General features: G+C 72.6%; 25 protein-coding genes. 11 read left to right on the forward strand and 14 right to left on the reverse strand.

The annotated features are described in order from the left end of the window. Positions 1–20: 20 nt before the first annotated feature. Positions 21–1,082: an SIS domain-containing protein gene (locus tag ABEA93_RS04265; RefSeq protein ID WP_345673884.1), complete on the forward strand. Its 1,062-nt coding sequence runs from the start codon at positions 21–23 to the stop codon at positions 1,080–1,082. Positions 1,083–1,191: 109 nt separating this feature from the next. On the opposite strand, the gene ABEA93_RS04270 is transcribed toward ABEA93_RS04265, so the two are convergent. The 3 genes from ABEA93_RS04270 to ABEA93_RS04280 form a co-directional block, all read right to left on the reverse strand. Beyond that, positions 1,192–1,344: a hypothetical protein gene (locus ABEA93_RS04270; protein ID WP_425584801.1), complete on the reverse strand. Its 153-nt coding sequence runs from the start codon at positions 1,342–1,344 to the stop codon at positions 1,192–1,194. A gap of 271 nt (positions 1,345–1,615) precedes the next feature. After that, complete coding sequence (gene nagA, locus ABEA93_RS04275) at positions 1,616–2,779, reverse strand: N-acetylglucosamine-6-phosphate deacetylase (RefSeq protein WP_345673885.1); 1,164 nt, start codon at positions 2,777–2,779, stop codon at positions 1,616–1,618. A gap of 184 nt (positions 2,780–2,963) precedes the next feature. Then, on the reverse strand, positions 2,964–4,148 hold the full coding sequence (locus tag ABEA93_RS04280; RefSeq protein ID WP_425584802.1) for an 8-amino-7-oxononanoate synthase: 1,185 nt from the start codon (positions 4,146–4,148) through the stop codon (positions 2,964–2,966). A gap of 128 nt (positions 4,149–4,276) precedes the next feature. Here ABEA93_RS04280 and ABEA93_RS04285 point away from each other — a divergent pair, with 128 nt between their 5' ends. Then, positions 4,277–5,737 (forward strand): sensor histidine kinase, encoded by a 1,461-nt coding sequence (locus ABEA93_RS04285; RefSeq protein ID WP_345673929.1) that lies wholly within the window; start codon positions 4,277–4,279, stop codon positions 5,735–5,737. Between the two features lie 168 nt (positions 5,738–5,905). Here ABEA93_RS04285 and ABEA93_RS04290 read toward each other — a convergent pair whose 3' ends face one another. Together ABEA93_RS04290 and ABEA93_RS04295 are read right to left on the reverse strand one after the other, a co-directional pair. Beyond that, on the reverse strand, positions 5,906–6,160 hold the full coding sequence (locus tag ABEA93_RS04290; RefSeq protein WP_231778498.1) for a WhiB family transcriptional regulator: 255 nt from the start codon (positions 6,158–6,160) through the stop codon (positions 5,906–5,908). A 319-nt stretch (positions 6,161–6,479) separates the two neighbouring features. Then, positions 6,480–7,421 carry a diacylglycerol/lipid kinase family protein gene (locus tag ABEA93_RS04295; RefSeq protein WP_345673886.1) on the reverse strand — a complete coding sequence of 314 codons (942 nt, stop codon included), beginning with the start codon at positions 7,419–7,421 and terminating at the stop codon, positions 6,480–6,482. A 148-nt stretch (positions 7,422–7,569) separates the two neighbouring features. On the opposite strand from ABEA93_RS04295, the gene ABEA93_RS04300 reads away from it, so the two are divergent. Next, the gene (locus tag ABEA93_RS04300) at positions 7,570–8,013 is read left to right on the forward strand and encodes a hypothetical protein (RefSeq protein WP_345673887.1); all 444 of its coding nucleotides are present in this window, start codon (positions 7,570–7,572) and stop codon (positions 8,011–8,013) included. Positions 8,014–8,162: 149 nt separating this feature from the next. On the opposite strand, the gene ABEA93_RS04305 is transcribed toward ABEA93_RS04300, so the two are convergent. Both ABEA93_RS04305 and ABEA93_RS04310 read right to left on the reverse strand, forming a co-directional pair. Continuing rightward, positions 8,163–9,179: an RNA polymerase sigma factor SigF gene (locus tag ABEA93_RS04305; RefSeq protein ID WP_345673888.1), complete on the reverse strand. Its 1,017-nt coding sequence runs from the start codon at positions 9,177–9,179 to the stop codon at positions 8,163–8,165. A 65-nt stretch (positions 9,180–9,244) separates the two neighbouring features. Beyond that, positions 9,245–9,688 carry an ATP-binding protein gene (locus ABEA93_RS04310; RefSeq protein ID WP_423533219.1) on the reverse strand — a complete coding sequence of 148 codons (444 nt, stop codon included), beginning with the start codon at positions 9,686–9,688 and terminating at the stop codon, positions 9,245–9,247. A 704-nt stretch (positions 9,689–10,392) separates the two neighbouring features. On the opposite strand from ABEA93_RS04310, the gene ABEA93_RS04315 reads away from it, so the two are divergent. Together ABEA93_RS04315 and ABEA93_RS04320 are read left to right on the forward strand one after the other, a co-directional pair. Beyond that, positions 10,393–10,929 (forward strand): TetR/AcrR family transcriptional regulator, encoded by a 537-nt coding sequence (locus ABEA93_RS04315; RefSeq protein ID WP_345673890.1) that lies wholly within the window; start codon positions 10,393–10,395, stop codon positions 10,927–10,929. A 192-nt stretch (positions 10,930–11,121) separates the two neighbouring features. Continuing rightward, on the forward strand, positions 11,122–12,831 hold the full coding sequence (locus tag ABEA93_RS04320) for a proline--tRNA ligase (RefSeq protein WP_345673891.1): 1,710 nt from the start codon (positions 11,122–11,124) through the stop codon (positions 12,829–12,831). A 132-nt stretch (positions 12,832–12,963) separates the two neighbouring features. Here ABEA93_RS04320 and ABEA93_RS04325 read toward each other — a convergent pair whose 3' ends face one another. Together ABEA93_RS04325 and ABEA93_RS04330 are read right to left on the reverse strand one after the other, a co-directional pair. Further along, a complete protein-coding gene (locus ABEA93_RS04325) occupies positions 12,964–13,407 on the reverse strand; it encodes a MarR family transcriptional regulator (protein ID WP_345673892.1) in 444 nt (147 codons plus the stop codon). Between the two features lie 86 nt (positions 13,408–13,493). Next, positions 13,494–13,931 carry a nuclear transport factor 2 family protein gene (locus tag ABEA93_RS04330; protein WP_345673893.1) on the reverse strand — a complete coding sequence of 146 codons (438 nt, stop codon included), beginning with the start codon at positions 13,929–13,931 and terminating at the stop codon, positions 13,494–13,496. 94 nt (positions 13,932–14,025) lie between these two features. On the opposite strand from ABEA93_RS04330, the gene ABEA93_RS04335 reads away from it, so the two are divergent. Continuing rightward, positions 14,026–14,511 carry a MarR family winged helix-turn-helix transcriptional regulator gene (locus tag ABEA93_RS04335; RefSeq protein WP_345673894.1) on the forward strand — a complete coding sequence of 162 codons (486 nt, stop codon included), beginning with the start codon at positions 14,026–14,028 and terminating at the stop codon, positions 14,509–14,511. A 66-nt stretch (positions 14,512–14,577) separates the two neighbouring features. Here the strand turns inward: ABEA93_RS04335 and ABEA93_RS04340 are convergent, their stop codons facing one another. Both ABEA93_RS04340 and sodN read right to left on the reverse strand, forming a co-directional pair. Further along, on the reverse strand, positions 14,578–15,201 hold the full coding sequence (locus ABEA93_RS04340; protein ID WP_345673895.1) for a LysE family translocator: 624 nt from the start codon (positions 15,199–15,201) through the stop codon (positions 14,578–14,580). A 184-nt stretch (positions 15,202–15,385) separates the two neighbouring features. Continuing rightward, a complete protein-coding gene (sodN, locus tag ABEA93_RS04345) occupies positions 15,386–15,793 on the reverse strand; it encodes a superoxide dismutase, Ni (protein WP_345673896.1) in 408 nt (135 codons plus the stop codon). A gap of 131 nt (positions 15,794–15,924) precedes the next feature. On the opposite strand from sodN, the gene sodX reads away from it, so the two are divergent. Further along, complete coding sequence (gene sodX / locus ABEA93_RS04350) at positions 15,925–16,287, forward strand: nickel-type superoxide dismutase maturation protease (protein ID WP_345673897.1); 363 nt, start codon at positions 15,925–15,927, stop codon at positions 16,285–16,287. A gap of 55 nt (positions 16,288–16,342) precedes the next feature. Here the strand turns inward: sodX and ABEA93_RS04355 are convergent, their stop codons facing one another. After that, positions 16,343–16,894 carry a CGNR zinc finger domain-containing protein gene (locus ABEA93_RS04355; RefSeq protein WP_345673898.1) on the reverse strand — a complete coding sequence of 184 codons (552 nt, stop codon included), beginning with the start codon at positions 16,892–16,894 and terminating at the stop codon, positions 16,343–16,345. Positions 16,895–17,247: 353 nt separating this feature from the next. On the opposite strand from ABEA93_RS04355, the gene ABEA93_RS04360 reads away from it, so the two are divergent. The 4 genes from ABEA93_RS04360 (at position 17,248) to ABEA93_RS04375 (ending at position 22,867) form a co-directional block, all read left to right on the forward strand. Continuing rightward, a complete protein-coding gene (locus ABEA93_RS04360; protein WP_345673899.1) occupies positions 17,248–18,441 on the forward strand; it encodes an NAD(P)-dependent malic enzyme in 1,194 nt (397 codons plus the stop codon). A gap of 218 nt (positions 18,442–18,659) precedes the next feature. Continuing rightward, positions 18,660–19,622: a zinc-binding dehydrogenase gene (locus ABEA93_RS04365; RefSeq protein WP_345673900.1), complete on the forward strand. Its 963-nt coding sequence runs from the start codon at positions 18,660–18,662 to the stop codon at positions 19,620–19,622. A gap of 28 nt (positions 19,623–19,650) precedes the next feature. Then, entirely contained in the window at positions 19,651–21,231 is a 1,581-nt protein-coding gene (locus tag ABEA93_RS04370) for an ABC transporter substrate-binding protein (RefSeq protein WP_345673901.1), read from the forward strand. Positions 21,232–21,322: 91 nt separating this feature from the next. After that, a complete protein-coding gene (locus ABEA93_RS04375; protein ID WP_345673902.1) occupies positions 21,323–22,867 on the forward strand; it encodes a N,N-dimethylformamidase beta subunit family domain-containing protein in 1,545 nt (514 codons plus the stop codon). A 56-nt stretch (positions 22,868–22,923) separates the two neighbouring features. Here ABEA93_RS04375 and ABEA93_RS04380 read toward each other — a convergent pair whose 3' ends face one another. Next, positions 22,924–23,613: a hypothetical protein gene (locus ABEA93_RS04380; RefSeq protein WP_345673903.1), complete on the reverse strand. Its 690-nt coding sequence runs from the start codon at positions 23,611–23,613 to the stop codon at positions 22,924–22,926. 86 nt (positions 23,614–23,699) lie between these two features. Continuing rightward, positions 23,700–24,368, reverse strand: coding sequence for a TetR/AcrR family transcriptional regulator (locus ABEA93_RS04385; protein ID WP_345673904.1), 669 nt, complete (start codon positions 24,366–24,368; stop codon positions 23,700–23,702). Positions 24,369–24,599 lie beyond the last annotated feature (231 nt).

Below are 24,599 nucleotides of genomic sequence, written 5' to 3' on the forward strand. Positions count from 1 at the left end.
GACGGAAGGCACCACAGACGATGTCGACCAGCACCGATGCAGCAACGCCGCGCGGCGGGATCATGTCCGCCGAGATGGCCGAGCAGCCGCAGGTACTGCGCCGAATCCTGACCGAGGGCGCGCCGCGCATCCGCGCGGTCGCCGCGGAGATCGCCGCCCGCAACCCGCGCTTCGTGCTGCTCACGGCGCGCGGGACCAGCGACAACGCGGCCCTGTACGCGAAGTACCTGATCGAGGTGCTGCTCGGCAAGCCCGCCGGGCTGACCTCGATGTCGACGACGACCGCGTACGGTGCGGAACCGGACCTGACGGACTGCCTGGTGATCACCGTCAGCCAGTCCGGCGGATCGCCCGACCTGGTGGCGTCCACCGAGGCCGCGCGCAAGGCCGGGGCGGTCACGCTCGCGGTCACCAACAACGCGGAGTCGCCGCTGGCCGCGGTGTCCGAGTTCCACATCGACGTCCTGGCCGGCCCGGAGAAGGCGCTGCCGGCGACGAAGACGTACACCGCCGAACTGCTGGCGCTGTACCTGCTGGTCGAGGGCCTGCGCGGCGGCGACGGCGCGGCCGCGGCGGACCTGCCGGACCTCGCCGCGGGGATCCTCGCGCGGCAGTCCGAGATCGCGGAGATCGCCCAGCGGTACCGGTTCGCGCAGCGGCTGGTCCTGACGTCGCGCGGCTACGGCTACCCGACGGCGCGGGAAGCCGCGCTGAAGATCATGGAGACCAGCTACATTCCCGCGCAGCCGTTCTCCGGTGCCGACCTGCTGCACGGCCCGCTGGCGATGGTGGACAACGTCAGCCCGGTGGTCGCCGTGGTGCCGGACGGGCGCGCGGGGGAGGCCCTCCAGCCGGTGCTGGAACGGCTGCGGGGCCGCGGCGCCGACCTGATGGTGGTCGGGCAGGCCGACCAGGTGGCGCACGCGAGCGCGGGCTTCGCCCTGCCGTCGGGGGTGGCGGAGGAAGTGCAGCCGATCCTGGAGATCCTGCCGCTGCAGCTGCTGGCGTACGAGGTGACGATGGCGCGGGGCCTGGACCCGGACGCGCCGCGGGCGCTGGCGAAGGTGACGGAGACGCACTGACCCGCTGATCCACTGACCCGCTGACCCGCTGACGCATCCACGACTGCACGACGGCTCCGGCCCGCCCCAGCCTCCCTGGGGCGGGCCGGAGCCGTTCCGACCGGACGGCCTAGGACACGGCCTGGACCTCGGGTAGGGATGGGGCGGGTGTCCACGGGGCGGGCGCGGTGAGGGACCGGCGTTCGTGGTCGCGCCAGGCGTCGTCGATGAACAGGTAGTCGTGCGACAGGCCCTCGTATCGGAAGCCCAGGCGTTGCGCCAAGGCCGACGACGCCTTGTTGCCCGGCAGAACTCGTCCTCGTCGGCGTTCGTGAGCGGGCGGAATTCCACCTGAGGGCGGCGTCGTGGACATCCGGCCATGCCAGGCGCGGCGGCACGCAAGCGGGCGCCGGACCGCGGGGGTGGTCCGGCGCCCGTCGTGCGTTCCGTTCCGCTGCGGTGGCAGCCGCGCGTGCGGAACGAAAGTGGTGGCGGCCTTCAGTGCGGCTGCGGCCGCCACCACGTCCAGTCGGCCTGGCTGCGCCAGGCCTCCGTCATGCCTGGTCGGCCTCGTAGGCCGTCTCCCCGCCGACCCACGTCCTTCGCACCGTCAAGTCGTCGTCCCACCACACCAGGTCGGCCCACGCGCCCGGCGCGATGCGCCCCAGGTCCTCGCGGCCCAGCGCATCAGCCGGGACCGTCGACGCCGAGCCGACGACCCCGGCGAGGTCGTGGCCGAGGCCGGCGAGGTTGCGCACCGCCTGGTCGAGGGTGAGTGCCGAGCCCGCGATCGTGCCGTCCGGGTTGCGCGGCACGTCGCCCTCGGTGAGCGTGACGTCCACGTCGCCGAGCCGGTAGCGCCCGGGCGGCATGCCCGCGGCGGCCATCGCATCGGTGACCAGCGCGGTGCGCGAGCCGGCGATGCGCATCACCAGCGAGCACACCGCGGGCACGACGTGGTGCAGGTCGGCGATCAGGCCGGGGGTGAGCCGTTCGTCGGTGAGGGCCGCGCCGACCACGCCGGGTTCGCGGTGGCCGAGGCCGCGCATCGCGTTGAACAGGTGGGTCACGAGCGTGGCGCCCGCGTCCGCGGCCTGGCCGATCTCGGCGGCGGTCGCGTTGCTGTGCCCGAGGGAGACCTTGATGCCGGCCGCGGTGAAGCGGCGTACCGCGTCGAGGCCGCCGGGCAGTTCCGGGGCGAGGGTCACGAGCGCGAGGACGTCGCGCACCTCGTCCCGGTCGAGCAGCCGGGAGACCAGCGCGGGCTCGGGCTCGCGCAGGTACTCCTTCGGGTGGGTGCCGGCCTTGGCCGGGGACAGGAACGGCCCTTCCAGGTGGACGCCGAGCACCCGGGCGGCGCGTTGCGCCGCCAACGCCGCCCGGGTGGCGTGCGCCCTGGTCAGCGCGTCGACCAGGGTGTCGAGGTCGCCGGTGATGAAGGTGGGCAGGAACGCCGTGACGCCGGTGGACGCGAGGCGTTCCGCGACGGTGCGCCACTCGTCCGGGGACGCGGCCACGAAGTCGGCGCCGAAAGCCCCGTTGACCTGCAGGTCGACGAGGCCGGGAGTCAGGATGCCGTGGGGGAGTGCGAGGTGGTCGGGGCCCGGCGGGGGAACGGTCTCGTCGACGCGGACGATCCGGCCGTCCTCGACGACGACGGCGGCGGGCCCGGAAAGGCGGCCGCCGACGAGCACCCGAGGTGCCGAGATGGTGCCCACGCGCGGTCCTTCCCTCAACGGTCCTCTACCCCGGCGGGTGCGACGTCCGCCGGGGTAGAGCCTCCTGGATCAGAGCAACGCGGACCATTGTGGTTCAGACCAATCTCAGATGTCTAGACCAATCGCGCGCGTTGCCCGGAAGACCGTCTCGGTCGCTCCACTTGCCCCCTTTTGCGCCGCCCGCTCACACCGCCTTCGCGAGCACGTCCAGCGCCCGCGCCACCTCGGCGTCGGTCAGGTCCGCACGGGCCGCCAGCCGCAGCCGGGAGATGCCGTCCGGCACCGACGGCGGACGGAAGCAGCCCACCCGCACACCCGCGTCGGCGCACCGCGCGGCCGCCGCGAACGCCGCGTCCGGCTCGCCCACCAGCACGGATGCCACGGCGCCCGACGGTGTCGTGGCGTTCAGCCCCAGCGCACGGGCGCCCTCGGCCAGCTCCAGCGCACGCCGCCGCACGCCGTCGGCCAGCTCCGGCTGCTCGCGCAGGATCCGCAGGCTCTCCAGCGCCGCCGCCGCGGACACCGGGGCCAAGGCCGTGTCGAAAATGAACGGCCGCGCGGTGTCGACCAAGTGGTCGACGACACGTTGCGGGCCGACGACCGCGCCGCCCTGCGAGCCCATCGACTTCGACAGGGTGACCGTGCGCAGCACGTCGTCGGCGTACGCCAGGCCGGCCTCGTGCACCGCACCGCGGCCGCCCGCGCCGACCACGCCGAGGCCGTGCGCCTCGTCGACGAGCAGGACGGCGTTGTAGCGCCGTACGACGGCCGCCAGCTCGGCCAGAGGGGCGAGGTCCCCGTCCACCGAGAAAACCGCGTCCACGACCACCAGGGCCCGTTCCTCGGCCCGGTCCGCGAGCACCGCGGCGACCGCGTCGACGTCGCAGTGCGGGGTGACGGCCACGCGGGCGCGCGACAGGCGGCACGCGTCGACGATCGACGCGTGGTTGACCGCGTCCGACACGACCAGGTCGCCACGGCCGACCAGGGACGTGATCGCGGCGATGTTCGCGAGGTAGCCGGAGGAGAACACCAGCGACGCCTCGGCGCCCGAGTGCGCGGCCAGCTCGGTCTCCAGCTCGGCGTGCAGGTCCGTCGACCCGGTCACCAGCCGCGACCCGGTCGAGCCCGCGCCCCACGCGGCCACCGCGGCGGCGGACGCGGCCAGCACACGCGGATGCCGGGCCAGCCCCAGGTAGTCGTTTCCGGCCAGGTCGAGGACTCCCGGCTCGTCCGCCGGACGCGGCCGCACGCGGCGCCGCAGGCCCGCCGCGACGCGCTCCTTCTCATTGGCGTCCAGCCAGTCCAGGGGGTGGCCGCCGGACCGCGCGGGCGCGTCCGCGCCGGCCGGGGGATGGTTCTCGGACACGTCGACCTCCGAACGGTGATCCGGGCCGCACGCGGCGGTCCCGGTGCCGCCCGGCCGCCGCCGGGCGTTACGGGCATCCTGACAGAGGTCGGACGGAACGCCGGAGTTACGCTCGGCACGTGCGCTCCCTGAACAACCTCGTCCGCAACTACGGCGACCTCCCGCCGGACGACCTCGAATGGCTGCACCTGCTGGTCTCCGAATGGCAGCTGCTGGCCGACCTGTCGTTCGCCGACCTGGTGCTGTGGGTGCCGACCAGCGACGGCCGCTATGTCGCGGTTGCCCAGATGCGTCCCAATACCGGGGCGACCTCGCACCAGGACGACCTGGTCGGCGACTTCGTGTCCCGCGGCGAGCGCCCGATGCTGGACGTCGCCTGCGACGAAGGCCGCATCGTCCGCGAAGGCGACCCCGAGTGGCGCGACGACGTCCCGGTGCGGGTCGAGGCGATCCCCGTCCGCCGCGACGGCCGCGTCATCGGCGTGATCGCCCGCAACACCAACCTGCTCACCGCGCGCACCCCGAGCCGGCTCGAACTCACGTACCTGCAGAGCGCCGCCGACCTGGCGCAAATGATCGCCTCGGGCTTCTTCCCCTACAAGGGCGAGCAGGTCGACATGGACGCCTCCCCGCGCGTCGGAGACGGCCTCATCCGCCTCGACGCCGAAGGCTTCGTGCTCTACGCGAGCCCCAACGCGCTGTCCGCATACCACCGCATCGGCCTGACCAGCGACCTGGTCGGCTGCCACCTCGGCCGCACCACCGCGGAACTCGCCCCTGCGGAAGGCGCCGTCGACGAGGCGATCTCCGCGGCCGCCAGCGGCTGGGCGCCCCGCGAGACCGAGATCGAGACCAGCGCCGGCGTCGTGCAGCTCCGTGCGATCCCGCTCAAGCCGCGCGGCGCCCGCATCGGCGCGATCGTGCTGCTCCGCGACGTGACCGAACTCCGCCGCCGGGAACGCGAACTCATCACGAAGGACGCGACCATCCGGGAGATCCACCACCGGGTGAAGAACAACCTCCAGACAGTCGCCGCCCTGCTCCGCCTGCAAGCCCGCCGCATGGACGCGCCGCAGGCCAGGGCCGCCCTGGAGGAAGCGGTCCGGCGCGTGGGCTCGATCGCGATCGTGCACGAGACCCTGTCGCAGACCTTGGACGAGCGGGTCGACTTCGACGAGATCGCGGACCGCGTGCTCAGCATGGTGACCGAGGTCGCCGCGTCGGCGGTCCGGGTCCGCACCGCGCGGCACGGCAGCTTCGGCGAACTCATCGCGGAGACCGCCACCCCGCTGGCGATGGTGCTCACCGAACTGCTGCAGAACGCCCTGGAGCACGCCTTCGACACGCACTCGGGAAGCCTGGAGATCACCGCGAAGCGGGAGAACGAGCGGCTGATCATCACCGTCGCCGACGACGGCTCGGGCCTGCCGGACGACTTCGACCCGCAGGTGTCCGGCAACCTCGGCCTGCAGATCGTCCGCACCCTGGTGGGCAGCGAACTCGGCGGCCGCTTCGACATGACGTCCCGGGAGACCGGCGGCACGGTCGTCACCCTGGACTTCCCGGTCCGGCAGCGCGCCCGCGGCTGACCGGGGCCAGGCCGCGCCGCGGAAAACGGCCGGCCGCCGGAAACGCACCGGGACCGGCCGAAGCCGGCCGCCGGAAACGGCAACGCCCCGGGCCGCGGTCCTGGGGACCGGCGCCGGGGCGTTGCCGAAAATCAGTGTTGGTGCCGTGGAGATCCGGAATGCAGGGGATCAGGCAGAGGCGCGTGCGCGGTTGCGCGCGGCACGGCGCTTGAGCGCGCGGCGCTCGTCTTCGCTCATCCCACCCCAGACGCCCGCGTCCTGACCGGACTCGAGGGCCCACTGGAGGCACGCTTCCATCTCGGGGCAGCGACGGCACACGGCCTTCGCCTCCTCGATCTGCAGCAGCGCCGGACCGGTGTTACCGATCGGGAAGAACAGCTCCGGGTCTTCGTCACGGCAGGCGGCACGGTGGCGCCAGTCCATGCGGTCCAACTCCTCGTCAACGGGCGAAGCTTGTGGCCTCGCCAAGTTTCGGCTTGTGAATGTGAACGCTTTCACGAATCCCCCAACAACGTAAGGGCCGACAATGTCGGTCCCTCGGGTTTGGTGGTGGAGTCGGGCGGAGAGGATCTGCTTTTCGGGCTTGTCCTGCCGCCACGTAGAGCCTGACAAACCTGGGGCGCGGACACAACCCCTCTTGCGAAGGATTTTTTGATTCGTCGGTGTCGGGTAGGTCACACCCCTACTTCCAAGGGATGAAGGGCGTTCTGCATTCGACTGAAAGGCCGAATGGTCCTTTCACTCACACAATCACACGCAGTGCATGAGGAACGCCCCGGAAGGTGACACTGCGATGTTGCCCCAGGTGGTCGCCGTCGACTTGAAGCGACACCGCCTCGTCAGCCCCAAGAGTGAACGTTGCGCAGTCGTGCAGTGACACTACGTGACGTCCTTGCGGCGCACGCCCGGGTGCGTCTCCCGACGAAGCCAGCATGCGGCGCAGGTGCCGCAAAGTGGGGAGCGTCGTCATCTTGGTCAGACCGAAGAGGTCGAGACCCGTGTCGAACGACGCGTCGGGACACGCGTGCACCGGACGGTCGCCGAGGAATGTCCAGGGGCTGGTGTTCTGCACAATGCCGAGACACAGGCCCCCGACCGGCTCGCGGCCCGGTTCCTCCAGTGTGAGGGGACCGGACCGCCTCGTGCCACCACTTCGGTAAAACCTGCGCATCGCGGACCGTACATACAACCCGTGCGTGGACTTCCGGCCTTCCGCGCGGCGCCGTTCGACCCGTGCCACGACGTCGGCGTCGAAGCCGAGACCCGCGCAGAACAGGAACCAGCGGTCGTCCGCCATGCCCAGGCCGATGCGCCGGCTGCGGCCGCTGCGCAGCGCGTCCAAGAGGACGCCGGTCGCCTCGACCGGGTCGTTCGGCATCCCCAAAGCGCGGGCGAACACGTTGGTGCTGCCGCCGGGGACGACCGCGACCGCGGGCAGGTCAGGGGAGGGGCCGTCGGCGAGTATCCCGTTTGCGACCTCGTTGACCGTGCCGTCGCCGCCGAGCGCGATCACCAGGTCGACGTTCTCGCGGGCGGCCGCGCGGGCGAGTTCCGCGGCGTGGCCCCGGTGCCCGGTGGTGGCGACGTCGAGCTTGAGGTCGCTCGCCAGTGCGTGCGCCAGGACGTCCCGCATCCGTTCACTGGTGGTCGTGGCCTTCGGGTTCACGACGAGGAGGGCACGCATGTACGACAGAGTAACTTCGCTGCCCCGCCCGGCGGCGGCCCGGTGCCGGCCCTGTTCCGGCCCTCCTCCGTCTTGCTTCCGGCCTGCTTCCGGCCTGGGCGGGCGCGAGTGCGGACCCCGCCGCGCGTCCGTCTACCCTCGTGGGGTGATGACTGAAGCCGCCCCCGCCTCCCGGTCCCCCCTCCGGTCACTGCCCGCGAGCTTCCGAGTGGCGACCGGAATCGTCGCGCTGGAGACCGTGATCGGTCTCGGTTTCGCCCTGTATCTGCTGCTGGCCAGCGTGTTCGGGCATCCGGTGCACCGCGACAAGGGCATCAGCGAAGGCGCGTACCTGCTGGTCCTGGGGCTGGGCATGCTCGCGACTGTGGTCGGCATGGTGCGCGGGCGGCGGTGGAGCCGGTCGCCGGCGATCACCATCAACCTCATCGTGCTCGGCATCGGCTACTGGATGATCAGCGGCAGCGGACGCTGGGCGGTCGGCGCGGTCATCGCCGCGGTCGGCGTCGGGGCGATCGGGATCCTGGTCCGGCCGAGCCTCTACCAGGCCCTGGAGAAGCTGCACGACGAGCGCCGGGCGCCGACCGACGGCTGAGCCCGCGCGGGGCGCCGGGCGGGAGGCCGGAAGCGCGGACACACCGGCACTCAGGCACGCAGGCGCACAGACACACAGGCATACAGAAACGCGGTCCGGGTGATCCCGGACCGCGTTGTCGTTCCCCGGGGGCGTCGTGCCCCCGGCGGCTACTCCTCGACCAGCAGGCGTTCGCGCAGCTGCGCGAGGGTGCGCGCAAGCAGCCGGGAGACGTGCATCTGCGAGATGCCGACCTCCTGCGCGATCTGCGACTGCGTCATGTTGCCGAAGAACCGCAGCAGCAGGATGCGCTTCTCGCGAGGCGGCAGCTGCTCCAGCAGCGGCTTGAGCGACTCGCGGTACTCGACGCCTTCCAGCGCCTCGTCTTCCGAGCCGAGTGTGTCGGCGACCGCGGGCGACTCGTCGTCGGTGTCCGGCACGTCCAGCGAGAGCGTGCTGTACGCGTTCGCGGACTCCAGGCCTTCGAGCACCTCCTCTTCGGAGATGCCCAGGTGCCCGGCGAGTTCGGCGACCGTCGGCGACCGGCCGTTGCGCTGCGACAGCTCCGCGGTCGCGGCGGTCAGCGACAGCCGCAGCTCCTGGAGGCGGCGCGGCACGCGGACCGCCCAGCCCTTGTCGCGGAAGTGCCGCTTGATCTCGCCGACGATCGTGGGGGTCGCGTAGGTGGAGAACTCCACGCCGCGGTCCGGGTCGAACCGGTCGACGGACTTGATCAGTCCGATGGTGGCGACCTGCACCAGGTCGTCGAGAGGCTCGCCGCGGTTGCGGAACCGGCGCGCCAGGTGCTCGACCAAGGGCAGGTGCATCTCCACCAGGCGGTCCCGGATCACCCGGCGGTCGGGGTCGTCCGGGGGCAGCTTGGCGAGTTGCGCGAACATGCCCTTGGCGAGTTCGCGCTCGTGCTGCGAGTGGCCGCCGCCCGGCCGACGCCGACCGGGCGTGCCCAACGCCGCCGTGCCGTCGTCCTTGTGGTCGGCGGCCTGGTCGGCGTTGCCGGTATCGCCGGTATTGCCGTTGTCCGGGTCCGCGGTGCCGTGCGCGTCGGCCTCTGCAGCGCCTGCCGAGGCGCCTTCGGGGACGCTGTCGGCCGGGTGGAGCGGGTCGGTCTCGTGCGTTTCCTCCGGCGCCGCGGCCTCGGCCGCGGTCACCCGCGTGTCACTGACCATGTCGGCCTCCCGGGCCCCGTCCTCCGGAGCGGATCCGCCCCGGGGGTCACTCGCGCGCTCGGTGCTCACGGCGCCCCCGGCCCGCCACCGCGCTTCTTGTGGAGGCTGATGCTGACGACGTCGTTCTCGTCCACGGTGGCGTCGACCTCGCCCGCGAGCGCGGACAGGACGGTCCACGCGAACGTGTCCCGGGCGGGGGTGTGCCCGTCGGTCGTCGGCGCGGACACCGTGATCTCCAGGGCGTCGCCCACCAGGTGGAACACGCAGGACAGGACGCTCCCCGGGACGGCTTGTCCCAGCAGCATCGCGCAGGCCTCGTCGACCGCGATGCGGAGATCCTCGATCTCGTCCAGGGTGAAGTCCAGGCGGGCGGCAAGGCCGGCCGTCGCGGTACGAAGAACCGAGAGGTACGCCCCCGCGGCGGGCAACCGGACCTCGACGAAGTCCTGCTGGCCGGCGCCGGCTTCGTCCGCCGTGTGTGCGGATCGCTGGGACACCCTCACCTCCAAGGTGCTGCGTAGGTGATCACGGCTGTGACCACGACCGATGACGGGGGACCCCGTTGACGCTACCGCGCGGACCCCCGACCCGTCTCCGCCACCACTCTCCCAGGGAGCTGGATCGTGATCTCCGCTGGCATCCCGTCCCGGCCCGCAAGCCTTTCGTCGTATCGCCTACGCGTACGACAGTACGTCACCGCATGTGATTTGGCGAGTACACAGTGTACCGGTTTCCCGGGTCTCTGCATCGCGGTAGACCCGAACGGGTGAAAGTCCCCCACCTGAGAGAAACCAGCCAACGGGGCCCGATGTCAAGGATGTTGCGGGAAAGATCGCCGGATGGAGGGAATCGGGGGTGGCTGCGGAGCTTGCGGGCAACGCGCGAGCGCGCGCGTGAGCGGGTTTCAGGGGTCGGGGGCGAGCGGGCCCGAGGTGGGCTGCGGGGTTCCGTGGGGGGTGGGTCGGGGGTGCTGGTTGTGCGGGCGCCGATCTCAGGCGAAGGAACGTTCCCGCGGTAGAAAGCATGTTTCGCCTGGGATGGCAAGCGGGTTCGTGCTAATGATCGCAAGTGGATTCCCCCGTTTCGGGGACCGCGGCGTGGGAGCGCCGCGGCCGCCACCGTTCTCGACCGGGCGGTCGGTCACAAGGCCCGGTTGCGGGGGGTCGACTGTCGATGTGCAACGGGCGATCGGCCGCCAGAAAAGAGGTGATGGATGGCGCGACCAGCCGGACCCGGGCGTGAGGCGCTGCTCCGCGCGGGACTCGAAGTCGCGGACGCGCGCGGGCTGTCGCGGATGTCGGTGAACGCCGTCGTGGCGGCGGCGGGCATGGCGAAGGGGAACTTCTACACGCACTTCAAGGACCGCCGCACCTATCTGGTCGAGCTGCACCGCCGGTACCACGGGGGCCTGGAGGAACGCGTCCAGGCGGCGGTCGACGGGCTGGTGCCGGGGCGCGACCGGTTCGTGGCCGGGATCACCGCGTATCTCGACGCGAGCCTGGCCATGACGGGGACCCGGGGCCTGCTGACGCAGGCGCGGACCGATCCGGACCTGAGTGACGAGACACGTGTCCACAGCACCCGCGCGGCGGAACGGCTCCGGCCGGAGATCGCCGAACTGGGGTGGGACCCGCCGGACCCGGTGGCGCACATGGTCGTGGCGATGGTGGTCGACATCGGCCACCAGGAACTGTTCGACGGGCGTCGGGAGGATCTGCGGGAGGCGCTGTTCGGGCTGGTGGTGCGCTGAAGGGGGCCTGAGGGGGGCGTGGGGGCGGTGGCGTGTGCGGCGGGGCGCCGTCCGGGGGCGTCGCGACGGCTTCGGAAATACGGACGATTCGGCGGTGGTGCCGCACTAGACTGCGCGGATCGCGGCCGGCGGATCCCCGGTTCCCGCGCGCCGTGGCTCCCGCACACCCCACGAGACGAAGGTCGTTGGCCCATGCGCTGGTCGGATCTCTACGTGCCCACGCTCCGGGACGACCCGGCGGACGCCGACGCCGCCAGCCACCGCCTGCTGGTCCGCGGCGGCTTCGTGCGCCAGCTGATGGCCGGGCACTACTCGCTGCTGCCGCTCGCCGTCCGCGTGCGGGCGAAGGTCGTCGGCATCGTCCGCGAGGAGATGGACCGCATCGGTGCCCAGGAGTGGCTGTTGCCCGCCATGCACCCGGCGGAGGTGTGGCAGAAGACCGGCCGGTGGGAAGCCATGGGGGAGGAGATGTTCCGCCTCAAGGACCGCAAGGGCGCCGACCTCGCGCTGGGCATGACGCACGAGGAGATCGTCGCGACGGCGGCGCTGGAGCTTGCCTCGTACAAGCAACTGCCCCAGACCTGGTACCAGTTCCAGACCAAGTTCCGGGACGAGCCGCGGCCGAAGAGCGGGCTGATGCGGGTCCGCGAATTCACCATGAAGGACGCCTACAGCTTCGACCTCGACCAGGCGGGGCTCGACCGGTCGTTCGAACGGAACCACGGCGCGTACACGAGGATCTTCCGGCGCCTGGGCATTCCGGCGATCCCGGTGCAGGCGTCGAGCGGAAGCATGGGCGGCAGTACCTCGATCGAGTTCATGTCGCCGACGGAGGCGGGGGAGGACCTGGTCGCGCACTGCGCATGCGGCTACGCGGCCAACATCGAGAAGGCGACGTCGGTGGTGGCGGCGGTGGAGGACGCGGCGTCTTCGGCGCTGCCGGAACCCTTCGACACGCCGGATGCCAAGACCATCGACGAACTGGCAGCGCGCCACGGTGTACCGGCGGACCGGCAGATCAAGACGCTGGTCTACGTCCTCGACGGCCGCCTCACGCTGGTGCTGATGCGCGGCGACCACGGCCTCGTCGAACAGAAGCTGCTGGACACCATGGCGGCCCGCACGCTGCGCCCGGCGCGGCCCGACGAGATCCGCGATGCGCTCGGCGCCTCTCCGGGCAGCCTCGGCGCGGTCGGCGTCGCGCACCTGCCGGTGATCGCCGACGAAGCGCTGCGCGGGCGCCGGGCGATGACCACGGGGGCGAACAAGGACGGCGTGCACCTGCGCGGCGTGGACGTCGGCCGCGACCTGGCCGTGGGGCAGTGGGCGGATCTGCGCGAGGTGGCCGTTGGGGAGCCGTGCGTGGTGTGCGGGGCGGCTCTGGCGGTCGTCCGCACGGTCGAGGTCGGCCACATCTTCCAGCTCGGCACCAAGTACACCGAGGCCCTCGGCGTGACCGTGCTCGGCCCGGACGGCTCCCGCGTCACACCGGTCATGGGCTGCTACGGCATCGGCGTGGAGCGGGCGATGGCGGCGGTCGTGGAGGCCCACCACGACGACGCGGGGATCGTGTGGCCGGTGGCGGTGGCGCCGTTCGAGGTGGCGATCGTGCCGATCGGGGGCGCGAACGAGGCGGTCGCGGCGGTCGTCGGGTCGCTGTACGACGGGCTGCGCGCGCAGCGGGTCGACGTGGTGCTGGACGACCGGGACGAACGGCCCGGGGTGAAGTTCCGGGACATCGAACTGGTGGGCATCCCGTACCGGATCACGGTGGGGCCGCGCGGGTTGGCGGAGGGTCAGGTCGAGGTGACGGTGCGGGAGACGGGCGGGAGCACGTCGGTGGCGGTGGGGGAAGCGGTGGCGTACGTACGGGGGTTGGTCGCGGACGCGACGGTCCGGTAGGGCCGGGCGCTTCCGGGGGTTGGTGCGGCGCGCTCGCCGGGTGGGGCGAGCGCGCCGCGGTGGTGCCGGTGCCGGTGCTTCGTGGGTTGAACGGATGCCGGATGCGGTCCGGTGGTCCGGTGGGCGGGGCGTTCAGGCGTTCAGTGCGGCGAGTTCGGCGTTCGCGCGCTGGTTGACCAGGGCGAGGACACGGCCGACGGCGGCGAGGTCGTCGGCGGGGATGTCGCCCCAGATGCGGGCGGAGACGGGTGCGGTCTCCGCTGCGGCCGCGGCGATCAGCTTGCGGCCGGCGTCCGTGGGGACGACGTGCGCGCCGCTCTCGACGAGCAGGCCCTCGGCCAGCAGTTCGCCGAGCGTGGCGTGGATGGCGGCGGGGTCGGCCTTGAGCGAGCCGCAGACTTGCGCGACGAGTTCGTCCGGTGTGCGCGGGGTGGGGGCGGCGACGGCGTCGCGCAGGGTGATCTGCTGCTGGAAGGTGATGCCGTGGCGGGCCAGGACGTGCTCCAGGACTCCGCGGGCGGCGTAGTGGGCCAGGGCGAGGGCGCGGGCGTCGGCGGTGGGGGCGGTGGTGGTCATCGGTGTCTCCTGGGTGGTCTCTGCGGACGGTGGGTGTCGGGCGGGCCGGGTGTGCGTCGCGGCTCGGTCCAGTCGCGCGGCTCGGCCTAGACGGCGCGGCCGAGGGCTTCGGTGAGGGCAAGCGGTTTGACGTCGAGGCGGTCGAAGCGCCAGCCGTCCTCGGTTCGGCGCGCGCGGTAGTGGTGGCTGCCGGCCGCGATGGCCTCCGTCTTGTCGTCGAGGGTGAAGACGGCGATGTCGTGGGCCCGCACGGTGGCGGTGTCGCCGTCGATGTCGACGACGAGGTTGGACTTGTTGTGCAGGGTCCCGGTGTACGTGTCGTGGCCCTTGCGGACGAGTTCGACGAGGGCGTCGATGCCGTGGGCGTGGCCGCGCGGGGACGTCACGACCACGTCCTCGGTGAACAGCCGGCCGGTCTCGTCGTAGCGGCGTTCGTCGATCCACAGGCTGTGGCGGGCGACCAGGTCGGCGAGTTCGGCACGGTCGGCGAGGGTGCGGAGCAGGGTTTCCGAGGTGCTGGTCATGACGGGCTCCCTATTCGTTAGAACTACTAACGTTCATGTTGTGAACGAATATAGGTCGTTAGTGCTACTAACGCAAGAGTCCTAGGCTGTGCGCATGGAGACCGACGACGACCTGCGCTTCGACCACGGCGAAGCGACCCCCGAGCGGCTCAAGGGCCAGTTCTCGCGCCTGGTGGGCAAGACGGCCGCCCAGACCCGCCGCGTCGCGGGCGACGCGCTCCGCGCGGTGGGGGCACGCAAAGACGACTTCGTGGTGCTGGCGGTGCTGGCCGAGTCCGGGCCGGCGAGCCAGGCGGTCCTGGCGGGCCGTACGCAGATCTACAAGAGCGACCTCGTCGCGGTCCTCAACGAACTCGCCGAGCGCGGCTGGGTCCTCCGTGCCCCGGACCCGGAGGACAGGCGCCGCAACGTCGTCACCCTCACCGACGACGGCCGACGCCGCCTCGCCGAACTCGACGGCGTCCTCGACGGCGTCAACGAGCACATCATGTCCCCGCTCGACGCCGCGGAACGCACGCAACTGTTCGCCCTGCTGGGGCGAGTGAACGCACACCTTGCGGGGGCGGCGGAGGAGTCCTGACCGTACGGCGTTGCGGTGTACGCGGTGCCGGAGGCCGTGGCCGGGGGAGCGTCGGCGCTGCGGCGACTACTCGACAGCCGTGCGAAGGCCGAGGCCGATCAACACGGTTCCGCTTGCCCGGCTGATCCAGCGGCGGAATCGCGGTGCCTCGACGACGTGACGTGTGGCCGCGACCACCGAGGTCCAGAACAGGAGCCAGGCAAGGACCACCAGGACGTGCGCGACGGCCAGGGCCGCGATCTGGGGTGCGACGGCGCGGTCGGCGGTCAGGAACTGGGGGACCAGGGTGAGGTAGACGGACGCCGCCTTGGGGTTCAGGGCGTTGGACCAGAGTCCCTGGCCGAACCCTCCCAGCCCGGTCCACGGCACGCGCCAGTGCCGACGGTTCGCGGGTGCGGGGGTGGCCCGGGTCGACCGCCAAGTGGCGATGCCCAGCCAGACCAGGTACGCGGCTCCGAGGATCTTCACCACGGTCAAAGCCTCGGCGGATGCCATGACCAGTGCCGACAGGCCGACCGCGGCGAACGTGGCATGCACGAGCAGGCCGCACGTGGTGCCGAACGCGACGAGGACACCGTCGCGCCGCGAACCGGCGATCACCTTCTGGGTGACGAGCGTGAAGCTGGTCCCGGGGATCAGCGTCAGCGGCGTCACGGAGGCGACGAAACCGAGTATCTGGTGCCCCTGCACGCGGCGAGCGTAGGGCGGGCGCCGCCACGAGGCCACCGGATTCCCGGACCCCGCAGACCGTTTCGCGCCGATGAGCCGGAAGACCGACCGCACCCGGCCCCCACCACGCCGAAGGCTTGGTGTCGCACGGGGTCGGGTGCGGGCGACGATGCGAGCCCGGGGCCGGAAAGGCCCTGGCGTCGGATCAGGCAGCAGCCTTCTTCGTCTCCCAGAAGATCGCGTCGATCTGGGCGATCAGGTCGAGGAGGGCCTGGCCGGTGGCCGGGTCGTTCGAGCCCTTGGTGCCGCCGGCGCCGGCGGCCTTGACGGCGTCGTTGAAGAGGGTGTGGAGGTTCGGGTAGGCCTCGAAGTGCGGGGCCTTGAAGTAGTCGCTCCACAGCACCGACAGGTGGTGCTTGACCAGCTCGGAGCGCTGCTCCTTGATCTCGATGGCGCGGGCGCGGAAGGCCGGGTCCTCGTTGCCCTGGTACTTCTCCTGGATCGCTTTGACCGACTCGGCCTCGATGCGCGCCTGCGCCGGGTCGTAGACGCCGCACGGCAGGTCGCAGTGCGCCTCGGCGGTCACCGTGCTCGCGAACAGACGAGAGAACATGTGTGTCCTTTCTGTGATCGTCTTCCCACAGGGGACCCTACTCTGGGGAGCGCGGGATTTTCCGGCCGCCCCGGGCGGGGAACGCGGCGTGTTCCCCGGGTGGTTGGCGGAGCGTCAGGTCGGGAGGTGCGGTGGCGCGGGCACGTGGAGCGCACCGGGCGTGGCTGCCCTGGGGGTTCGTCGTCGTCACCGGGGGGTCGATGCTGCCCAACCTGCGGGACGGCGACCGCGCCGTGGTCCGCTATCGCGCCGCCGTCCGTCCGGGTGACGTGGTGCTGGTCCGCCGCCCCGACCGGCCCGAGGTGACGATGGTCAAGCGGGTTTGCGAGCGGCGGCCGGGCGGTTGGTGGGTGCTCGGCGACAATCCGTACCGCAGTACGGACAGCCGCGAGTTCGGGCCGGTGCCCGAGGACTTGGTGCTCGGGCGCGTGCTGCGCGTGCGCCGGACCGGGGGGAAATGGGAACGGGTCGGCGCCGAGAACCCGTTCGAGTAACCCCCGGTACATAGGCCGTTCAGGTGAAATGGCCGGAAAAGGCGGACATACCCGGTCAGTCCGCCGACCGTGCCTTCCGCCGCGCCCGGTACACCGCCACGTTCGCACGGGTGGCGCAGCGTTCCGAGCAGTAGCGCCGGGAGCGGTTCGCGGACGCGTCGACGAAGACGTTCCGGCACGGGGGAGCGTCGCAGAGCCCGAGGCGTTCCGGGCCGAGCGAGGTGAGCTGGACGGCGAGGCCCATGCCGGCCACGGCCGCGTACGACTCCGCGGTCCCGGCCTGGTCGTCGGCGAGGTGGATGTGCCACGGCCGCCCGTCGTGCCCGGTCACGCGCGGGTGCACGGGGAACTCGGCGAGCACACCGTTGAGCGTCGCCACCGCCTCCTCCGGGCGGCCCTCCGCCGCGTCGGCGAACACCGAGCGGAGCCGGGCGCGCACGGCGCGCAGCCGCGGGACGTCGGATTCGGCGACGCGTGCCGCGGGGCGTCCGACGGCGGCGAGCAACCGGGCGACGTCGGCGGTGGTCCGCAGCTCGTCGGTGCCGCGGCCGGGGGCCTCGGTGTTGACCAGCCGGACCGCGTAGTCGGCGTACGCGGAGAGTTCCACGGCGGTCCGCTCCAAGTGCTCCGGGGTGTGGCGGTGGTTACAGCAAGCCTACTGTCCGTCGCAGTACCGTTTGCCCCCACAGGGCGGTGCGCGTTCACCAACGGTCACTACCGTCTTCAGGGCAGCGTCATCGCCCCGACGCTTCGCCGTTCGGGGGTTGTGGAAAGCTGGATATCACGGGTGACCCCCGTACCCTCGTCGGATCGTGAGCGCGGACAGCAGCGCCGGCGCCGTCGATGGCAGGCAGCATCCAGCCGTGCTCCGTGCGGCCATTTCCCGGGCCGTACCCCCCGGTGGTGGCCCGCATCGCCGAGGAGCTGCACCACTCATCCAAAGTTGACAAAGGGGTCACTGTGGCAGCGGAGATCATCCCCACCGAGAACACGTCCCAGGACGACCTGGACCCGGCGTTCGCCCTGCACCGGGGCGGCAAGCTCGAAGTCCGGTCGACGGTGCCGGTGCGCAACAAGGACGACCTGTCCCTCGCCTACACGCCGGGCGTGGCCCGCGTCTGCACGGCCATCGCGGAGAACCCCGAGCTGGTCAACGACTACACCTGGGTCGCCAACACCGTCGCCGTCGTCACCGACGGCACCGCGGTCCTCGGCCTGGGCGACATCGGCCCGAAGGCGTCCCTCCCGGTCATGGAGGGCAAGGCGCTGCTGTTCAAGCAGTTCGGCGGCGTGGACGCGGTGCCGATCGCGCTCGACTGCACGGACGTCGACGAGATCGTCGAGACCGTGGTGCGCCTCGCCCCGTCGTTCGGCGGCATCAACTTGGAGGACATCTCCGCGCCGCGCTGCTTCGAGGTCGAGCGTCGGCTGCAGGAGCGCCTGGACATTCCGGTCTTCCACGACGACCAGCACGGCACCGCGATCGTCGCGCTCGCCGCGCTGCGCAACGCCGCCACGGTGACCGGCCGCGAGCTGAAGGACCTGCGCGCCGTCATCTCCGGCGCGGGCGCGGCCGGCGTCGCGATCGCGAAGATCCTGCTGGAGGCCGGCATCGGCGACCTGTGCGTGGTCGACTCGCGCGGCATCGTGCACGAGGGCCGCGAGGACCTGACGTCGATCAAGCGCCTGATCGCCGAGCTGACCAACAAGGCCAAGCTGCAGGGCGGCATCGAGGTCGCGTTGGAGGGCGCCGACGTGTTCCTCGGCGTCTCGGCCGGCAAGGTCCCCGAGGACGTCGTCGCGACGATGGCGCCGAACGCGATCATCTTCGCGATGGCCAACCCGGACCCGGAGATCATGCCGGAGGTCGCGCAGAAGTACGCCGCGGTCGTGGCGACCGGGCGCAGCGACTACCCGAACCAGATCAACAACGTGCTGGCGTTCCCGGGCGTGTTCGCCGGTGCGCTGTCGGTGCGCGCGACCCGCGTCACCGAAGGCATGAAGGTCGCCGCGGCCGACGCGCTCGCGGCGGTCGTCGCCGACGAGCTGTCCGCGGACAAGGTCATCCCGAGCCCGTTCGACGAGCGCGTCGCCCCCGCGGTGACGCTCGCCGTCGCCGAGGCGGCGCGCCGCGACGGCGTGGCCCGGATCTGACCCCGGCGGCCGGACGAGCGTTCGTCCGGCGACCGCGCCGCGGCGCGCGGAGTGGACACGTGCCACTTCGCGCCGCCCCGGCCCCAGGCAGGACACCCCTCGGCGGGCGGCCGCACCACGCGGCCGCCCGCCGACGGTCGTCCGGCCCCGCGCGCGGCACCGGGACGAGACCCCCGCCGCGCCGCCCTCCCGTACCCCCGTCGCATAAGGTCGCTGCCATGTTTGCCGTGAGCGCCGTACGCATCAGCCCCGAAGACCCGCTGTCCGGCCTGGAGCTGGGCGAGCGCCCCGAGCCCGGCACCGAGCGGCCGCTGCCGCCCGGCTGGACGACCGTCACGGTCAAGGCCGCGAGCCTCAACCACCACGACCTGTGGACGCTCAAGGGCGTCGGCATCACCGACAAGCAGCTGCCGATGATCCTCGGCTGCGACGGCGCGGGCATCGACGAGGACGGCAACGAGGTCGTCATCCACTCGGTCGTCGGCGGCCTCGGCACCGACGAACCGCGGTCGATCCTCACCGAGAAGTACAACGGCACCTTCGCCGCCAAGGTCGCCGTGCCGCGCTGGAACCTGCTGCCCAAGCCGAAGGAGCTGTCCTTCGAAGAGGCCAGTTGCCTGCCGACGGCATGGCTGACCGCCTACCGGATGCTGTTCACCAACTCCGGTGTGCGGCCCGGCGGCACGGTCCTCGTGCAGGGCGCGGGCGGCGGCGTCGCGACCGCGCTGGTGGTGCTCGGCAAGGCGGCCGGATACCGCGTGTGGGTGACCAGCCGCGACGAGGCCAAGGGCGCGCGAGCGGTCGCCCTGGGCGCCGACCGGGCGTTCGCGTCCGGCGAGCGGCTGCCGGAACGCGTCGACACGGTCATGGAGACCGTCGGCGCGGCCACCTGGAGCCACTCCGTGCGCAGCCTCAAGCCCGGCGGCAGCGTCGTCATCTCCGGCGCGACCAGCGGCCCGAACCCGTCGTCCGCGGAACTCACCCGGATCTTCTTCCAGGAAATGCGCATCGTCGGCTCGACGATGGGCGACAAGGACGAACTCGCCGGGCTGCTGAACCTGTGCGTCAACAGCGGGATCCGGCCCGTCATCGATACCGTTCTCCCGCTCGACAAAGCGCGCGAAGGCTTCGCGCGGCTCGCGCAGGGTGACCAGTTCGGGAAGATCGTGTTTACCGTCTGACGGCACTCTGCCGGACGGAAGGACCTCGATGGATCTCGGCCGACGACGCTTCCTCGCCCTCGGCGCGGGAGCCGGGCTCGCGGCGGCCGCGGGCGGACTGCTCACCGGCTGCTCGGACGCGCCCGCGCTGCGCACCGGAGGCACGCTGACGGTGGGCCTGCCCGGCTACCCGGCGCTGCTGAACCCGACGCAGGGCGTCTCCGAGGAAACCCGCTGGATCGCCGACCCGGTCGTGGAGACGCTCTACCGGTACCGCGACGACACGACCCTCGAACCGGTCCTCGCCGCCGCGGACCCGGCGGTGTCCGGCGACGGCCTCGCCTGGACGCTCGCGCTGCGCGACGGGGTGCGGTTCGCCGACGGGACGCCGTTCGACGCGGAACACGTCGCGGCCTGCCTCCGGCACGTGAACGACCCGGCGACGGCGGGGGAGTGGGCGCCCTACCTGGCCGGGCGGCTCGGCACCGTCACGGTCGTCGACGCGGGCACGGTACGGCTCGACCTGCCGCGCCCGTTCGGCGTCCTGCGCCCGCTCCTCGCCCGCCTGCCGATCCCGCACCAGGCGTCGCTCGCCGACCCGCAGGCGCTGGTCGGGACGGGGCCGTTCCGCGCCGAGCGGATCGTGCCGGGGCAGTCGGTGCTGCTGCGCCGGAACGACGCTTACCGGGGCGACCGGGCGCCGTACGACGCGATCGAGTTCCGCGTCGCCGCGGCCGACGCGGCAGCGGCGCAGCTCAAGAGCGGCGCGATCCTCGTCGACCCGCGGCCGACGCCCGCGCAGACGAAGGTGCTGCGCAAGACGTCGTCGCTGCAAGCCCACACGGTGTCCGCGCCGGTGGACCTGGCCACCGCACTGAACCTGCGGCGCGCCCCGTTCGACAACGTGGCGATCCGGCGGGCCCTCGCGGCCGGCATGGACCGCAAGACCGTGCGGGACAGCGTCTACCTGGGCTTCGCCGTCCTCGGGCAGGGGCCGATCGGTCCCGCGACCGAGGGCTGGGGCGAGTCCCCGTCGCCGACCGCGACACCCACCGCGTCGCCGAGCGCGCCCGCCGGACCGCGGCCCTACGGCGAGCGGGTGGACGCCGACCGGGTCCGCGCGCTGCTCGCCGAAGCGGGCACCACCGGGCCGGTGCGGTTCACCGTGCTGGCGACCGAGGAGGTGCGCGCGGTCGCGACCGCGCTCGCCGCCGGCTGGGTGAAGGCCGGGTTCGAACCCGCCGTGGACGTCGTCGACGACGCGACGTGGCGACACCGCCGCGCCGCCGGCGACTTCGACTTCGCGCTGTCCGTCCGGCGGCCCGCGTATGCGGTGGGCATCACCGCCTACGACGTCCTCGCGCCCGCGGCGTCCGACCACCCGGACAACACCGGCTACCGCAACCCCGGCCTCGACAAGCTGCTCGCCGACGCGTGGGCCGCCGGCGACGCGAGCCGCCGCGAGAAGCTGTGCGCGCTGGCCGACGAGATCCTGGTGCGCGACGCGGTGATGATGCCGCCGGTGTACCCGAAACTCCTGGTGGGGCAGAGCCGGTCGGTGGAATCGATCGACGAGACGCGGATGGGCTTCGGCGAGCTGGAGCTGGCGACGCTGCACCGGCGGGGCTGACGGGCACCGCGCTTCACCCGTCCGGGTGTTCCGCGGCCCTCCACCGCGCTCCCGGGCCGCCCGGACCGCAACCGGCGCCTACTGTCGTGCCATGGCCCCGTTGCCTCAGTTGCCGCAGTTGCCCCCGCTGTCGCCGCCGAGCCGTCGTGCCGTGCTCGGGGCCGCGGCGGGGGCCGGTCTGCTGCTCGTCGGCGGCGGGGCGCGTCCGCACGCCGCGTCGGCGCGCGCGGCGGTGCTGCCCGACCGGGCGCCCAAGCTGCTGCTGCCCGCCCGGCCGGGGCTCGTGGCCGCGGAGAACGCCCGTACCGGAAGCGCCGGTTGGCGCCTCGGCCCGCGCACGACGTCGGACACCGACCCCCGCATCAAGGTGTACGCCGCCGACAGCGCGGTGCCGGTCGGCGGCCGTCTGCGCCTCAAGGTGTCCACCTCCCAGGCCCGGCCGTTCGCCGCGGAGATCTACCGGCTCGGCGACTACGGCGGCACCGGCGGACGGCTGGTGTACCGCGCCGACGGCATCCCCGGCACCCGCCAGGCACCGGCGCACCTCGACCGGTCTTCCGGAACGGTGACCTGCGCGTGGTCCGACACCTGGCAGACCGACGTGCCGGAGGACTGGCTGCCCGGCCTCTACACGGCCGTCCTCGCCGACGCCGACGATGTACGCACCGCGGTGCCGTTCGTGGTCACCGACCTGCCGCGGGCCGCGGACTACCTGGTCGTGCTGCCGACGACGACCTACCAGGCGTACAACGAGTACCCGGTGGACGGCGCCACGGGCCGCAGCCTGTACTACGGCCAGGACCCGGCGACGCGCACGTCCGCGGCCAAGCTGAAGGCCCGCGTGGTGTCCTTCGACCGCCCGTACGCGGGCGCCGGACTCCCGCAACTGTTCGAACTCGACCACGCGTTCGTCCGCTGGGCCGAGGCCCGCGGCTACGACCTGGCGTACGCCACCAGCGCCGACCTGCACGCCGGCCGCGTCGACCTGCGGCGCTACAAGGCGGTCGTCTTCCCCGGCCACGACGAGTACTGGTCACAGGAGATGCGGGCCCGCGTCGAAGCCGCCTCGGAGGCCGGGGTCGGGCTCGCCTTCCTCACCGCCAACAACGTGTACTGGCACGTGCGCATGCTGCCCGGCGCCGACGGCACGCCCGACCGGCTCATGCGCTGCAACAAGGACGCCTCGTCGTCGCACGACCGCGCCGATCCCGGGCCGACCGTCAAGTGGCGCGACCTGCACCGGCCCGAACAGGAGCTGCTGGGCGTGCAGTACGTGAGCGTCGTCAAGGGCGAATACCCGATGGGTGTGCGGGAGTCCGGGCACTGGTTCTGGTCCGGCACCGGGGTGCGGGACGGCGACGCGCTCCCTGGGATGGTGTGGGGCGAAGCCGACCGCCGGTTCGACGAGACGGCCCGGCCGCGCGGCGAGGAAGTGTTCCTCGCCGGGTCGCCGTACCGCGACGCACGCGGCGGCGCGCAACGCCAGCAGACCGGCCTGTACCGCGCGGCGTCCGGCGGACTGGTGTTCACCGCGGGCACGTTCCGCTGGCCGCAGGCCCTCGGCGACCCGCGCTACGCGGACCCGCGCGTCGGGCGGGCGACGGAGAACCTGTTCGCGGCCCTCGTCGCCCGCTGAGCCGCCCGGACGCCCCGGGCACCCCCGCCGCCGCGGACGCACGAGCGCCTGCCGGGTCAGCGCGGTCGCAACAGCACCGCCCCGAACGGCGCATGCGGCATGTTCCGCCGTGCTTCGTCCGCCCGCATATGCGCCAACAACCCGTGTGCACCGGCCTGTTCCATGATCCGCACCGCGGTCGGCGGATCCGGCGGCGGACCCGCGCCGCCGTCCAGGAGCGCGATGGTGTGCACGCCGGGCAGCGGTGCGCTGCCGCACACCGCGTCCGCCGCGGCCGCCGCCGGGCGGGCCCCCGCGGCATGCCTCTCCCCGGCCGGATCCGCGGCGGCGTGCGCCGCGGCACCGCGGCGCACCAGGACCGCGCCGGTGCCCAGCACGAGATGGTCGAGGCGGCCGTCGGCGACCCGCACCGCGGTCACCGATGCGGTGGGGGCGCCGTGCCGGGCCAAGTCGCAACGGCCGCCGTGCAGAGCGGCGGTCTCCGCGACCGCGTCGGCGAGGCAGTCGCGGAGCGGCCGTTCGGGACGGTCGACGATCCGGGTCAGCAGGTGCGCGGCGAGGCGGCGCAGGAACCAGCCGCTGCCGTGCCCGCAGCCCGTACCGTCGGCCCGGTACGCCGCGCCGGCCGCGGCCAGCACCGCGGCCTCCGGCCCGGCGAGCGCGAACACCCGCTCCGCGGCGCGCGGTTCGCCGACGAGTGCGGCAGGGGCGGACGATCCGGGGTCGGTGAGGACTTCGACAAGCACACCGCCCAGTGTCCGGCAGCAACGCCCCTCGGGTGGGGCACAATCCCGCGATTTGATCCGATCGGGGCACGCGGCGTACCGCAGGGTCAGGAATCCGGCTCGGCGGGGGCTCTCGTCGGCCCCAGCAGCCGCGCGAGCATGTCGACGAGCAGCCGGTGCGCGCGTTCCGCGGTGACCGCCGGGTCCGGCAGCGCGGCCGCCAGGCCGATGCCGCCGGACATCGCAAGGGCCTGCAGCGCGACCTGGTCGGGGTCGGCGTCGGCCCGGAACCGGCCCGCGGCGACGCCTTCGGCGACCGTCTCGGCGATGATCTTGCGCCAGTCCGCGGCGTCCGCGAGGACTTCGGCGCGCCACACCGGGTCGCGCTGCGCCCAGCGCCACGCTTCCACGCGCAGGTGCCACGAGTAGGGCGCGGCCGCCTCGCAGAAGCCGAGCGCGAACGCGCAGGCCGTGGACAACCGCTCCCACGGGTCGGCGAGCGGGGCGAGGGCGGCGCGGACCGCGGCCACGTCCCGCAGCGCGGCGTGCCGGAACGCGGCGATGAGCATGTCGTCGAGCGTGCCGAAGTAGTACTGGAGGGTGCTGACCGGCACCCCGGAGGCTTCCGCGACATCGGCGAACCGGGTGGCGTCGGCGCCGCGTTCGCCGACCACCAGGCACACGTGGGCGAGTACGTCCGCGCGCTTCCGGCCGGAACGGCGGCCCACCCGGCGCGCGGTGGCCGGGATGCGGGCGGAAGCGGAGGTGTCGGACACGTCATGTTGTCTATCACGCGTGCCCGACACGTCGGGAACGCCGCCGGAGCGACGTTCCTCACGGGCTGCACAACGGATCCCGAGGCGAACCGCCGGGCCTGCCTCTAGACGAGTCTTTCCGAATGCCTGCGGGCATGGAGCGAGGGTGTCCAGGATCCGTTTGTGACGACAGACCTCGACACCCTCGCGATCGCACTGTACGTGAAACTCGACGACGACTGGGCGGACTTG

Origin of the sequence: Yinghuangia aomiensis, from assembly GCF_039542225.1 — a bacterium.
GTDB classification, from domain to species: domain Bacteria; phylum Actinomycetota; class Actinomycetes; order Streptomycetales; family Streptomycetaceae; genus Yinghuangia; species Yinghuangia aomiensis.